This window comes from Achromobacter aegrifaciens (assembly GCF_902859735.1).
Classification (GTDB): Bacteria; Pseudomonadota; Gammaproteobacteria; order Burkholderiales; family Burkholderiaceae_B; genus Achromobacter; species Achromobacter aegrifaciens.
Genome location: NZ_CADIJY010000013.1, coordinates 70,284 through 82,417, shown reverse-complemented (window position 1 = coordinate 82,417; position 12,134 = coordinate 70,284). Strand labels below are relative to the sequence as shown.

Below are 12,134 nucleotides of genomic sequence, written 5' to 3'. Positions count from 1 at the left end.
CGGCGCTGGCGTCGCGTATTCCGGCTTAGTCGATGCGCGCGCCGGAGATCTTGACGGCCTCGGCCCACTTGGCGATTTCCTGCTGCACGAAAGCCTGGAACTGCTCGGGCGTGGAAGGCGTGAATTCGCTGCCGGAGGCGGCGAGCTTTTCCTTGGTCTTGGGATCGGCCATGACTTCGCGCATGTCCGCCGATATCTTCTCCACCAGAGGCTTGGGCGTGCCCTTGGGGGCGAAAAAGCCCGACCAGGGCGGAGCGGCGTAGCCGGGGAAGCCCTGTTCGGCCACCGTGGGGTAGTCGGGCGCGCTGGCGAAGCGCCCCGCCGTGGTCAGCGCCACGATCTTCAGCTTGCCGCTCTTGGCATAGGCTTGCACGGCGGGCAGGCCGGTGACGCCCACCTGGATCTGGCCGCCCAGCAGGTCGGTCACCATCGGCGCGCTGCCGCGGTAGGGAATGTGGGCAATCTCGAACTTGCCCTGGTTCTTGATCAGCTCCATGCCCAGGTGCGATGCCGTGCCGTTGCCGTCCGATCCGTACGAGTAGTGCGCGTCGGGCTTCTTCAGCAGGGCGATGAGTTCCTGCAGGTTGTTGGCCGGCACGTCGTTGTTGACGATGATGGCATTGGGATACAGCGTGGCCTGCGTGATGGCCTCGAAGTCCTTGACCGGGTCATAGCGCATGTTCTTGTAGAGCGAGGTATTGATGCCGTGCGAACCCGTCACGCCCAGCACCAGGGTGTAGCCGTCGGGCGCCGCGCGCGCTACATATTCCGAGCCGACGTTGCCGCCTGCGCCGGGCTTGTTTTCCACGACCACGGGTTGTCCCCATTTCTTGGACAGGCCTTCGGCCACCAGGCGCGCGGTGATGTCAGTGGCGCCGCCGGCCGGGAAGGGTACGACGATGGTGACCGCGCGGTTGGGGAAGTTGTCCGTACCCTGCGCGAAGACTGGGGCGGCAGCCAGGCCAATGGCGCCGGCAAGCAGCGCCAGCATGCTGCGGCGGAGGGCAGGGCGCGCCGGGCGTCCGTGCGTTGCGGAGGTGTTGGTGTGCTTCATGGTTCTAGCCCCTTGCTGTGTGATGTAAGTCTTGTGTGAAGTCGATGGTGGCGGCTGGAGCTATAGCGCGGTGTAGCCGCCGTCCGCGCGTATGTCCGTACCCGTGATGAATGAGGCGGCGTCGCTGATCAGGAAAACTGCTGTCTGTGCGATCTCCTCGGCTGTGCCGAGGCGTCCGGCTGGATATTTGGCCGCCAACGCGGCGCCGGCGGCCTGCGTGCTGCCATAGCGCGCGACCAGCCTGCTGGTCAGGACCGCGCCCGGCGACAGGCTCAAGGCGCGGATGCCGTCGGCCGCGTGATCCACGGCAATGGCGCGCGCCAGCGCGATCAGACCGGCCTTGCTGGCGCCATACGCACCACGGCCCGGCGCGGCCACGCTGCCCAGCTGCGAGGCGATGTTCAACACCACGCCGCTGCCGGCCCGCGCCATGTGGGGGATGGCGCATCTGCTCATCAGCCACGCGCCCGTCAGGTTCACGTCCAGCGCCTGACGCCATTGCTCCAGCGTAAGGTCCGCGATCTTGTTGCCCGGCGTGACGGTGGCCGCGTTGTTCACCAGGACGTGGATCGCACCCCAGTGCGCAGCCGTTCTTTCCACGGCTTCGCGCGTACTTTGCGCGTCGCTCACGTCGCAGGCGATCGCCAGCATCTGGGTATCAGGTCCAGCGAGGGCCTGGCGGGTTTGCGCGAGCAGTTCCGCATCGCGGTCCAGCAAGGCCACGCGGGCGCCGGCAAGCAGGCATTGCGCCGCGATCGCCTGGCCCAATCCGCCGGCTGCGCCGGTCAGGATCACGACCTTGCCATGCAGCGCGGGTGCGTTCGTCTGTGTCATAGCGGCATCGCTCCCAGCGAGGCGCCGCCGCAGACGTAGAGCGTCTGTCCGGTGATGGCGCCTGCCTGCGCGCCCAGGAAGAAGGCAATGGCCGCGGCGACTTCGCCCGCGTCGATCAGGCGGCCCAGCGGCAGTTCAACCTGCGGCGGAGCGCCGCGCTTGGGATCGCGCAGCATGGGCGTGTCGACCGCGCCGGGCGCGACGACGTTGACGGTGATGCCGCGCGCGATGAGTTCGGCGGCCAGACTGCGCGCCAGGCCAATCTGGGCGGATTTGGTCGCCGCATAGGCCAGGCGTTGCGCGCGGCCCAGCACGGCGCGGCTGGACACCAGCACGATGCGGCCGCGGCCGTCAGGCAGTTGCGGCGCCAGCGCACGGACCAGTGCCATCGGCGCGGCGCCGTGCAATTGCCAAAGCCAGTCCGCGTCTTCCGGGCGCGTGTCCAGCGCGCCGCCGGTGCGCACTGCGCCCGCGCAATGCGCCAGCGCTGTCGGGGCGCAGCCGTCCAGCAGCGCGCATAGACCGCGCAAGGCGGCGGCGTCGGTCAGGTCGCACACCAGATGGCGATACTGTCCATGGCCTTTGATGGCCGCCGGCGCGATGTCCACGCCGGTCACCTGCCAGCCGGACGCCAGCAGCAGCTCGGCCAGCGCCAGGCCGATGCCCGACGACGCGCCCGTCAGGACGCAATGCGCCTGCGCATTCCGCTCAGTCATGGCGAAGCGCTCAGTCGGCCAGCGTCGTCAGGCGCTTTTCCATGGCGCGCATCTGCTCGTAGCCCATCAATTGCATGATGTCTTCGATGCCCACCAGCAGGTCGGGACGGTCGGCGGGCTCGCCGCTGGCGATCACGCCCTGCATGACTTGCAACGCCTGGCGCATGCCGTAAATCGCAGCGGCAGGCAGCATGCGCGGCAGGCTGATGCGCTTGACGCCGATTTCCTTCAGGCGCGGCAGCGGAATCAGCGGCGTGGTGGGACGGTTGCGGATGCCGAATCCCATGTTGATGCTGACCGGAATGCCGGCGGCGTCCACCAGGCGCTTGATGTCGTCCTCGGTGCGCACGGCGTCGGGGAACAGCATGTCGGCGCCCGCCTTGGCGTAGGCGCGGGCGCGCTTGACCGCGCCTTCGATGCCTTCGATCGCGAGGGAGTCGGTGCGGGCAATGATGACGAAGTCATCGTCGCGTCGCGCCAGGCAGGCGGCTTCGATCTTCTTGACCATTTCCGCTTCGCTCACCACGTCCTTGCCGGGCATGTGGCCGCAGCGCTTGGGGCTGACCTGGTCTTCGAGGTTGATGCCGGCGACGCCGGCTTCCTCGAACATCTGTACCGTGTGGTAGACGTTCACCGGGTTGCCGTAGCCGGTGTCGGCGTCAGCCGTGAGGGGAATGGAGACGGACCGCGCCAGATGACGGCAGTGGGTGACGTTTTCCGACAGGCCCATCACGCCGATGTCCGCGATGCCCAGCAGGGCGTTCGACACTGCCGCACCGCTGGTGCAGGCGGTCTTGAAGCCCGCGGCCTCGACCAGGCGGATGCTGTATCCATCGTACACGCCAGGGGAGACGATGAAAGGTTCGTTCTTCAGCAATTGCCGGAACTGGTGGCGCGGGTTGTTCATGTCGTACTGCTCCAGAGAGTGTCAGGCAGCGGAGACGGGGTGCCCGGCGATGCCGGACGCCCCTTCCGCCAGATGTTCAAAAAGGTGTTGCGCCGCGCGTTCGATGTGCGAGCGCATGAGCGATTCCGCCAGCTCGGCGTCGCGCGCGCGGATCGCGCGCAGGATCTGCCAGTGTTCGGCGTAGGCGTCGTCCTTGCGCTCCAGCACGGTGCCGGAGTGCCGGCGGTAGACGCGCAGCAGGTGATAGAGGTCGCCGCAAAGGGCGTTGATGATGCGGTTGTTGCCGCTGGCCCGCACGATGCGCTCATGGAAGTCGAAGACCCGCGGCGCGGGGGCGCCGCCATTGGCCGCTTCCAGGCGCCGCTGGCGGTCCTGTTCAAGCTCGGCCAGCAGTTGCGTGATTTCCTCGTCGCTCATGCGGCGAGTGGCCAGATTGCAGGCCACGCCTTCCAGTGCCATGCGCATCTGGAACAGTTCCAGCGCGGATTCCGCCGACAACGTCACCACGCGCGCCTTGATGTAGGGCTCGCGCGTGATCAGCTGGATCCCTTGCAGGCGGCGCACGGCCTCACGCACCGGACCGCGGCTAACGCCGAATTCCTGCGCCAGCGCGACTTCATTGATGACGCTGCCCGGGGCCAACCGGCCTTGGTAGATCGCGTCCAGCACCTGGTCGAACACCACGTCGGCCAGCGGGCCGGAGGCGTCTTCCTTGATGGCGATGGAGGTCGTGGCGGTGTTCATAGTGTTGACAGCCTATCAAAGGAATTTAAAAAGTGTCAACTCTTTTGGAGTTGACAGGATCGTGGCGGCGATACCGGATTACAGGCGTCGCCATTGATGTTTCGCCCATTTTACAGAGACTTTTCGGGGTTATCCCTAGCTCTAGGGGGGTGGTTCTTGTATCTACACTTTCGATGACGCTATGCAAAACTGTATTTGACGCATCCATCGTCGGTTCAGAGACGACCTATAGTGTTGACACTATTATTTCGTAAGCCGTAAGATGGGCTCAGTTGAGATTTTCCCGATTACCGCTGCCATGATCCAGTCTTTCCCCTGTTGCGGCAGGACGCTGCGCTACGCGCACCTGTCCGCCGCCGCCCGAGCCGCGGGGCGCGACATCCACGCATATCCCTATGTCATCCGCGTGCTGCTTGAGAACCTGCTGCGCCATCGCGCATGGGGCGCCGCCGTGTCCGAGGACGAGATCGGCAGGCTCTGGGATTGGCGCGCGCATGCCGGCGCCGACTTGCCGCTGCATGTCGCGCGGGTGATCCTTCCGGACTCCAGCGGCCTGCCGGTATTGCAGGACCTGGCGGCGCTGCGCGACGCGGTGGCCCAGGCGGGCGGGGACGCGGCGCGGGTGGACACCCGGATTCCGGTGGACCTGATCGTGGACCATTCCCTGCAGGTCGACCATTGGGGCGACGAAGGCGCGGTGCAGCGCAACCTGCGCCGCGAGTTCGAGCGCAACGACGAACGCTACCGGTTCCTGAAATGGGCGCAGCAGGCTTATAAGGGTCTGCGGGTCATCACGCCGGGCATCGGCATCATCCATCAGGTCAACCTGGAGTACCTGGCGCCGGTGGTCATACGCCAGTCACGGCCGGACGGCGACTGGGCCTATCCCGATTTCGTCATCGGCGGCGACTCGCACACGCCGATGGTCAACGCCCTGGGCGTGCTGGGCTGGGGCGTGGGCGGCATCGACGCCGAGGCGGCCCTGCTGGGCCATGCCTACACGTTCCCGATCCCGGAGGTCGTGGGGGTGCGGCTGCGCGGCGCCATCGAGGCGCCCGCGCTCACCACCGACGCCGCCCTGCTGATCACGCAGCAATTGCGCGCGGCGGGCGTGGTGGGCTGCATGGTCGAATTCTTCGGCCCTGCGGCGCAGGCGCTAGGCGTGCCGGAACGCGCCACCATCGCCAACATGGCGCCCGAGTACGGCGCCACTTGCGGCTTTTTCCCGATAGACACCCGCACGCTGGACTATGCCCGCATGACGGGGCGCAGCGACGAGCAACTGGCGCTGATCGAAGCCTATGCCCGCGCCAACAGCCTGTGGCGCGATGCCGGCGACGCGGCGCCCGCATATAGCCGGGTGATAGAGATCGACCTGTCGGCGGCGCGTCCCAGCGTGGCGGGTCCGCGACGGCCGCAAGACCGCATGGACGTGGGCGAGGTCGGGGCGGATTTCCGCCGCCGCCTGGGTCAGTCCCTGACGGAAGGCGGGTTCGGCGTGGACGCCGCCGCGCTGGCCGCGCATCCGCCCAGCCGCGCTTCCTTGGGCCATGGCTCCGTGGCGCTGGCGGCCATCACCTCTTGCACCAATACGTCCAATCCTGGCGTGATGCTGGCCGCGGGCCTGGTCGCGAAAAAGGCGCTGGCGTTGGGGCTGACGCCGCCCGCCTGGGTCAAGCGTTCGCTGGCGCCGGGATCGCGCGCCGTCACGCGCTATTTGGAATCCGCCGGCCTCCTGCAGGCCTTGCAGGCGCAGGGATTTCACGTGATCGGCTATGGCTGCACGACTTGCGGCGGCAAGTCCGGCCCCCTGGACGCCGCGGCGGCAGACGCCATCGCCGAGGGCGGCCTGGTGGCCGCGGCGGTGCTGTCCGGCAACCGCAATTTCGAAGGCCGCATTCACAAGCTGCTGCGCGCCAACTACATCGGCTCTCCGGCCATGGTGGTGCTGTATGCGCTGGCCGGCAGGATAGACCTGGACTTCGAACGCGAACCGCTGGGGCCGGGCTCCGATGGCGCGCCGATCTATCTGCGCGACGTCTGGCCCAGCCAGGAAGAGATAGCGGCCCTGTTGCCGCTGGCCGCGGATCCTGCCTTGTTCGCCGAGGTCTATGACCCGGCGAGCCTGGACAGCGCGATCTGGCGCGACCTGCAGGCGCCCTCGGGGCTGCGCTTTCCCTGGGACCCGGAATCGCAATACCTGGTCGAGCCGCCATTCTTCAAGACCGAGCCCGGCCGCGATGCCCTGGCAGACTTGGAAGCCAGCCTGAAGCACGGCCGCGTGCTGGCGGCGTTCGGCGATTCGCTGACGACCGACCACATCTCGCCCAGCGGCGAGATCCCGGCGGATACGCCGGCTGGCGCGTACCTGATCGGCAAGGGCGTGGCGTCGCGCGACTTCAATACCTATGTGGCGCGCCGCTGCAATCACCATGTGATGACCCGCGCCACCTTTGCCAACATCCGCATCAAGAATGCGCTGGTGCCGGATGTGGAGGGCGGGGTGACCCGCCATTTTCCCAGCGGGCAGCGCATGGCGGTGGTCGACGCGGCCGAAGCCTACCGCGCCGAGGGTGTGGCCAGCGTGGTCCTGGGCGGCAAGGACTACGGCATGGGCAGCAGCCGCGACTGGGCCGCCAAGGGTTCGGCGCTGCTGGGCGTGCGCGCCGTGATCGCGGAATCGTTTGAACGCATCCACCGGGCGAATCTGGTGGGCATGGGCGTGTTGCCGCTGGCTTTCGCCCCGGGCGAGGGCTGGCGCCAGTTGGGCCTGACCGGGGCGGAAACCCTGCGTTTCGACAACGTGGCTGACGGTGTGCGCAAGGGCGAGCCCATCACCGTCGTCGCCGAAGACGGCGAGCGCCGCATCGTCTTCCAGGCCTACGCCCAGGTGCTCACTCGCGCCGAACGCAAACTCATGGCAGAGGGCGGCATTCCTGCCAGCGTCCTCAACGGCTTTTTGAACGACACGCAGGCCGCTGACGCGGCCCATCGCTGAAAACACGCATCTATCGGGAAAACCACATCATGCTGGATCTGCTGCTTACCAATGCCAGACTGTACTTGCCCCAGCAGGGGCTGACCGAAGGCGTACTCGGCGTCATCGACGGTCGCATTGCCATCATCGCCGAGCCAGGCGCGCAATTCGAGGCCCGCGAGACCATAGATTGCCAAGGGCTTTGGGTATTGCCGGGTCTGATCGATCCGCACGTGCATTTCGGATTCGGCTCGCCCGAGACCGACTTCGAAACCGAGTCGCGCTTCGCTGCTCTCGGCGGCACGACCTCCGTGCTGTCGTTTCATCGCTCGGCGGATATCCGCGAATCCTTCGACAAGGTGCGCGACCGCGCGCTGTCGCAGAGCTGCGTCGATTTCGGCTTCCATTTCGGCATCACCAGCAATCTGCACGTGGAGACGCTGGAGGGAATTTCGCGCCGCTTCAACGTGAATTCCTACAAGCTCTACATGATGTACAAGGGCGCAGCAGGGCTGTCCAAGGGCTTTACCGATATCGACGACGGCCTGCTGTATTCGGCGTTGCGCGCTACCGCCGCGATCCCGGGCGCGATCATGGGCGTGCATTGTGAAAACGTGGAAGTGATTCCCGTCCTGCGGGATCCGCTGCGCGCCGCTGGCCGCGACGACCTGAAGGCCTGGAATGAACAGAGCCCGGACTTCCTGGAAGCGGAGAACGTGCACCGCGTCTGCTACTTCGCATCCAAGACCGGCGCCGCGGTCAACATCGTGCACCTGAGCAGCCGCGAGGCGCTGGACGAGGCGCGGCGCCACCGGCGCACGCCGGACGCGCCGCCGATCTATGTTGAGACCTGCCCGCACTACCTGTTCCTGAACGACGAATCGCCCGCAGGGACTTATGCCAAGGTCAATCCGCCGGTGCGCGGCCAGGCCGACGTGGACGCCATGTGGGAGGGCGTGCTGGATGGTTCCATTACCACCATCGGCACCGACCACGTGCCGCGCAAGCGTGCCACCAAGGACACCGACATCTGGGCAGCCAGCAACGGCTTTCCCGGCACCGGCTTGATGTTGCCGATCCTGCTGCACGAAGGCTATCACCGCCGCGGCGTGCCGCTGGAAACGTTGATGAAAGTCAGCGCGGAGAACTCTGCCCGCATCTACCGCATGCCTGCCAAGGGCAGCATCGAGATCGGCAAGGATGCCGATCTGGTGCTGGTGGATCCGGATCTGGAGCGCACCGTCGATCCCTCCACGCTCGAATCCAATTCCGACTACTCCCCTTACGAGGGCATGACCCTGAAGGGTTGGCCCGTGCGCACCCTGGTGCGCGGGCGCACTGTGGCGCTGGACGGCCGCATTACCGATGCCGCGCGCAGCAATCCCGGCGGCCGCTATCTCAAGCGTCTTTGAACTGAACCTACTCCTCTTCTGGCAGGCACTACCATGAGCGAAACCAAGCGAATCTGGGACGACTTTCTGACTGAACGCGACAAGCAGGTGCTGGCGCAGGCCGGCTACGGCAAGCGTGGCGGCTTCGGCAAGCGTCCGGCCCTGTTCATCATCGACGTGCAGTACAACTTCTGCGGCGATACGCCCCAGGACATCCTGGAAGGCCTGAAGCAGTACCGCACCCATTGCGGCCGGGAGGCCTGGGACGCGGTGGCGCATATCGTGCCGCTGCTGGAGCTGGCGCGCGACAAGAACATACCGGTCTTCTATACCGAAAGCGGCCGCCGCGCCGACCTTCTGGACAGCGGCGTGCAAGTGGGCAAGAACCATCGCGGTGGCGAGAAGACCGTGCTGGCCAACACCCATGCCACGCAGACCGTGGAGCCGTTGGCCCCGCGGCCGCAGGACATCCGCATCACCAAGCAGAAGCCGTCCTGCTTCTTCGGCACCATCTTCATGAGCCACCTGAACTTCCTGGACGTGGACACGCTGATCCTGGTGGGTTGCACGTCTTCGGGATGCCTGCGCGCCACCACGGTGGACGCCTATTCGTACAACTTCAAGGTCATCATTCCCGAAGAGGCTGCGTTCGACCGCTTCCAGGCCAGCCATGCGATGAGCCTGTTCGACCTGAACTGCAAGTACGCCGATGTGATCCCGTCGCGCGAAGTGCAGGATTACCTGCGCAACCTGCCCGCGCCGGCCGCGGCGGAACAGGCCTGAGCCGCCCATGTCCGCGACCGCCGCCGGACCGTTGCCGGTCTACCTGCTGACGGGTTTCCTGGGCAGCGGCAAGACCACGCTGCTGTCGCGGCTGGTGCGCAGCCCGCGCTTTGCCGATACGGCGGTGGTGATCAACGAGTTCGGCGAGATCGGCCTGGACCACATGCTGGTGGGCAAGGCCGATGACACCGACGTGGTGCTGCTGGATTCCGGCTGCCTGTGCTGCGCAGCCACCAGTTCGCTGCAGGACACGCTGGAGTCGCTCTATTACCGGCGCCAGCGCGGCGAGATTCCCGCGTTCACGCGCGTGGTGGTGGAGACTTCGGGGCTGGCGGATCCTTGTCCGGTCATCAATACGCTGGCGGCGGATCCGCTCATCGCCCGCCACTACCGCTTCGGCGGCGTGGTGGCGACGGCGGACGCGCTGCATGGCCTGTCGACGCTGGACGCCTACCGCGAAGCCAGTACCCAGATCGCCATCGCCGACCGCATCGCGCTGACCAAGGCCGATCTGGCCGATGAGGCTGCGATAGACACGATGCGCGCTGCGCTGCGCGGCTACAACGCCAGCGCGCCCATCCGCGCGGTGTCGCCGGACACCGTGGATGAGGAAGCGCCCGCGCTGTTCGACGACCTGCGCGCCGAGCATCTGGATGCTGCGGCGCTGAACGCCGCGCCAGCCGCAGGGCCGCTGGCGCACGTGTTGCGCTACGGAATCGTGTCCTACGCCTTTACGCAGAGCCAGCCGGTGGGCTGGGAGGACTATGCGCGCTGGACCCGGCACATGCAGCGCCAGGTCGGCGACCGCCTGTTGCGCGCGAAAGGGCTCTTGCGCTGGACGGACGGGACGCTGCGCGCCGTCCATGGCGTGCGGCATGTCTTTTCTGTGCCCGAGCCTGTCGAGGGAGTGGAAGGCTCGCAGCGGGCGGGCGCCATGGTCCTCATCGTGCAGGACATGTCGGCGGAAGAAGTGGACGAGGCGATTCGGCCGCTGGGATTGTGATGCCGCGCCGCTGGCGCGCTGGCGTTCAGGGGCGCGCGCCGTTTCCCAGGTGCAACGCCACCACTTCCGTATCCGCGCCGGCCAGTCCCGGATACCGTGTCCTGACCAAAGGATCGTGCCCCGGCACGATGTGCTCGGGCGATTCCGCGAACTTCAGCAGGATCTCGTAGCCCGCCAGCATGTCGGCGACGTTGTCGACGATGGGAAACGGCGCGTCCAGGCCCATGTTGTCGTAGTAGTGGCTGGCGTCCGACGCCAACACCATCCAGCCGCGCGCGGTGTGCACGCGCACCGCCTGCAGTCCGCGGGTATGGCCGCCGATGTGCAGCAGTTGCAGGCCCGGTGCGATTTCGTCGTGGCCATGGTAGAACGCCACGCGTTTGTCGTACACGCCCCGTACCACGTCGACCACGTCTTCCACTGCATAGGCGTGGCGCAGCATGTCGAAGCGCATGTTGCAGCCGCAGGCATAGTGCAGCTCGCTTTCCTGCAGATGCAGGCGGGCCTGCGGCAGCTTGCGGATGTTGCCTGCGTGGTCGTAATGCAGATGTGTGACGATGACATCGCGGATGTCCGCGGGCGCGATACCCAGCTTTTCCAATGCTTCAATCGGGCAGCGCAAGAACTCGCGGCCGCGGGCCCGGGCTGCGGCCTCGTTGAAGCCCGTATCCACCAGGTAGACGCGCTGGCCGTCGCGGATGACCCAGACGAAGTAATCCATCGGCATCGGGCCGTCGTGCGGATCCGGGGGCGTGATGAAGTTCTGGCTACGCTGCCGCGCTACCGTGGCGTAGCGCAGGGCGTAGACCTCGTAGTGGGGCAGTGTCATGCGATGGCTCCGGTTGCGCGCAGGACGGGCGGGATGAACTCGCTACCCTGCAGTGCTGGCGCCCCGCTTTTTGGTTGCTGGACGCTCGTCTTCACCTTGGGAAGTCTCCTGTTGCTGGCGCTTGAGCACCTCGAGCGCAGTGCGTTCCGCGTTTGCGATATGGCTTTGCGCGGCGTTCTGTGCGCTTTGCGGATCCCGGGCCCGGATGTGCTCGAAGATCAGATCGATCTCGGCCATGCTTTCCGGCAGGCGGTCGGCGCGTGCAAACGAGGTGGCGCGCAGCAGATTGATGCGCGACAGCAGGCCGGGCAGCATGTCCTTGACCAGATCGTTGTCGCAGCCGCTCAGTAGTACGTCGTAGAACTCGCGCTTGGCCGCCAGCAGGGCGGCCTTATTGCTGCCCTTGGCCTGGCGGTGCAGGGCGTCGACGGCCTTGCCCAGACGCTCGATGTCGGCGTCGCTTGCCAGCCGGGCGAACTCGTGCGCTGCATAGCCTTCGAGCAGTCCGCGCAGGGCATAGAGGTCACGGGCGGCCTTTTCGGTGATGCGCACCACGGTAGGGCCGCGGTGTGGCTCGATGGAGATCAGGCGTTCGGCTTCCAGGGTGCGCAGCGCCTCGCGCAGGGTGCTGCGGCTGATGCCCAATTGATCGCACAGCTCCTGTTCGCGCAGGCGCTCTCCGCCCTTGAGCCGGCCGTCCATGATGGATGCTCGCAGGAACTCCTCGACGCGTATGCGCAGAGTGCTGGGCTTTTCGAATACCGCGCCTGTCTGGCTGGCCATTGCTGTTTCTCGCTTATCCGGGCGGCGGGTTCGAGCGGCGGCGCAGGCTCATGGCCTCGTCGCGGCGGACCGCCGTGTCAATGTAAAGACGCAATATATCCCGTTGGCAGGTC

Annotated in this window: 11 protein-coding genes; 4 read left to right on the top strand and 7 right to left on the bottom strand. The window is 66.5% G+C overall.

All coding sequences use genetic code 11. The annotated features are described in order from the left end of the window. Window positions 1–25: 25 nt before the first annotated feature. The 5 genes from HV766_RS25150 to HV766_RS25130 are packed head-to-tail and all read right to left on the bottom strand — an operon-like array spanning window position 26 to window position 4,255. Window positions 26–1,054: a Bug family tripartite tricarboxylate transporter substrate binding protein gene (locus tag HV766_RS25150; RefSeq protein WP_054457673.1), complete on the bottom strand. Its 1,029-nt coding sequence runs from the start codon at window positions 1,052–1,054 to the stop codon at window positions 26–28. A 60-nt stretch (window positions 1,055–1,114) separates the two neighbouring features. Then, on the bottom strand, window positions 1,115–1,888 hold the full coding sequence (locus HV766_RS25145) for an SDR family NAD(P)-dependent oxidoreductase (RefSeq protein ID WP_175182032.1): 774 nt from the start codon (window positions 1,886–1,888) through the stop codon (window positions 1,115–1,117). Further along, complete coding sequence (locus tag HV766_RS25140) at window positions 1,885–2,604, bottom strand: SDR family NAD(P)-dependent oxidoreductase (RefSeq protein WP_054457672.1); 720 nt, start codon at window positions 2,602–2,604, stop codon at window positions 1,885–1,887. Before HV766_RS25140 ends, HV766_RS25145 begins: the two co-directional genes overlap by 4 nt. A gap of 10 nt (window positions 2,605–2,614) precedes the next feature. Beyond that, entirely contained in the window at window positions 2,615–3,511 is an 897-nt protein-coding gene (locus HV766_RS25135) for an isocitrate lyase/PEP mutase family protein (RefSeq protein WP_054457671.1), read from the bottom strand. Between the two features lie 21 nt (window positions 3,512–3,532). Further along, a complete protein-coding gene (locus tag HV766_RS25130; protein ID WP_054457670.1) occupies window positions 3,533–4,255 on the bottom strand; it encodes a GntR family transcriptional regulator in 723 nt (240 codons plus the stop codon). Between the two features lie 298 nt (window positions 4,256–4,553). On the opposite strand from HV766_RS25130, the gene acnA reads away from it, so the two are divergent. Genes acnA through HV766_RS25110 form a run of 4 tightly spaced genes read left to right on the top strand, consistent with a single transcriptional unit; the run spans window position 4,554 to window position 10,409 of the window. Continuing rightward, window positions 4,554–7,253 carry an aconitate hydratase AcnA gene (gene acnA, locus HV766_RS25125; RefSeq protein WP_254593356.1) on the top strand — a complete coding sequence of 900 codons (2,700 nt, stop codon included), beginning with the start codon at window positions 4,554–4,556 and terminating at the stop codon, window positions 7,251–7,253. A gap of 29 nt (window positions 7,254–7,282) precedes the next feature. After that, window positions 7,283–8,644 carry a dihydroorotase gene (locus tag HV766_RS25120; protein ID WP_175182030.1) on the top strand — a complete coding sequence of 454 codons (1,362 nt, stop codon included), beginning with the start codon at window positions 7,283–7,285 and terminating at the stop codon, window positions 8,642–8,644. 33 nt (window positions 8,645–8,677) lie between these two features. Then, entirely contained in the window at window positions 8,678–9,406 is a 729-nt protein-coding gene (locus tag HV766_RS25115; protein WP_054457667.1) for an isochorismatase family protein, read from the top strand. A 7-nt stretch (window positions 9,407–9,413) separates the two neighbouring features. Beyond that, window positions 9,414–10,409, top strand: a complete 996-nt coding sequence (locus HV766_RS25110; protein WP_175182029.1) for a CobW family GTP-binding protein — start codon at window positions 9,414–9,416, stop codon at window positions 10,407–10,409. A gap of 25 nt (window positions 10,410–10,434) precedes the next feature. Here HV766_RS25110 and HV766_RS25105 read toward each other — a convergent pair whose 3' ends face one another. Next, entirely contained in the window at window positions 10,435–11,238 is an 804-nt protein-coding gene (locus HV766_RS25105; protein ID WP_054457665.1) for an N-acyl homoserine lactonase family protein, read from the bottom strand. A 42-nt stretch (window positions 11,239–11,280) separates the two neighbouring features. Then, entirely contained in the window at window positions 11,281–12,021 is a 741-nt protein-coding gene (locus tag HV766_RS25100) for a GntR family transcriptional regulator (RefSeq protein WP_054457664.1), read from the bottom strand. Window positions 12,022–12,134 lie beyond the last annotated feature (113 nt).

Bases quoted from the DNA above. Each gene is read 5' to 3' on its own strand.
- HV766_RS25105 (WP_054457665.1), bottom strand. From the start codon at position 11,238: ATGACACTGCCCCACTACGAGGTCTACGCCCTGCGCTACGCCACGGTA.
- HV766_RS25115 (WP_054457667.1), top strand. From the start codon at position 8,678: ATGAGCGAAACCAAGCGAATCTGGGACGACTTTCTGACTGAACGCGAC.
- HV766_RS25130 (WP_054457670.1), bottom strand. From the start codon at position 4,255: ATGAACACCGCCACGACCTCCATCGCCATCAAGGAAGACGCCTCCGGC.
- HV766_RS25120 (WP_175182030.1), top strand. From the start codon at position 7,283: ATGCTGGATCTGCTGCTTACCAATGCCAGACTGTACTTGCCCCAGCAG.
- HV766_RS25100 (WP_054457664.1), bottom strand. From the start codon at position 12,021: ATGGCCAGCCAGACAGGCGCGGTATTCGAAAAGCCCAGCACTCTGCGC.
- acnA (WP_254593356.1), top strand. From the start codon at position 4,554: ATGATCCAGTCTTTCCCCTGTTGCGGCAGGACGCTGCGCTACGCGCAC.
- HV766_RS25150 (WP_054457673.1), bottom strand. From the start codon at position 1,054: ATGAAGCACACCAACACCTCCGCAACGCACGGACGCCCGGCGCGCCCT.
- HV766_RS25140 (WP_054457672.1), bottom strand. From the start codon at position 2,604: ATGACTGAGCGGAATGCGCAGGCGCATTGCGTCCTGACGGGCGCGTCG.
- HV766_RS25110 (WP_175182029.1), top strand. From the start codon at position 9,414: ATGTCCGCGACCGCCGCCGGACCGTTGCCGGTCTACCTGCTGACGGGT.
- HV766_RS25135 (WP_054457671.1), bottom strand. From the start codon at position 3,511: ATGAACAACCCGCGCCACCAGTTCCGGCAATTGCTGAAGAACGAACCT.
- HV766_RS25145 (WP_175182032.1), bottom strand. From the start codon at position 1,888: ATGACACAGACGAACGCACCCGCGCTGCATGGCAAGGTCGTGATCCTG.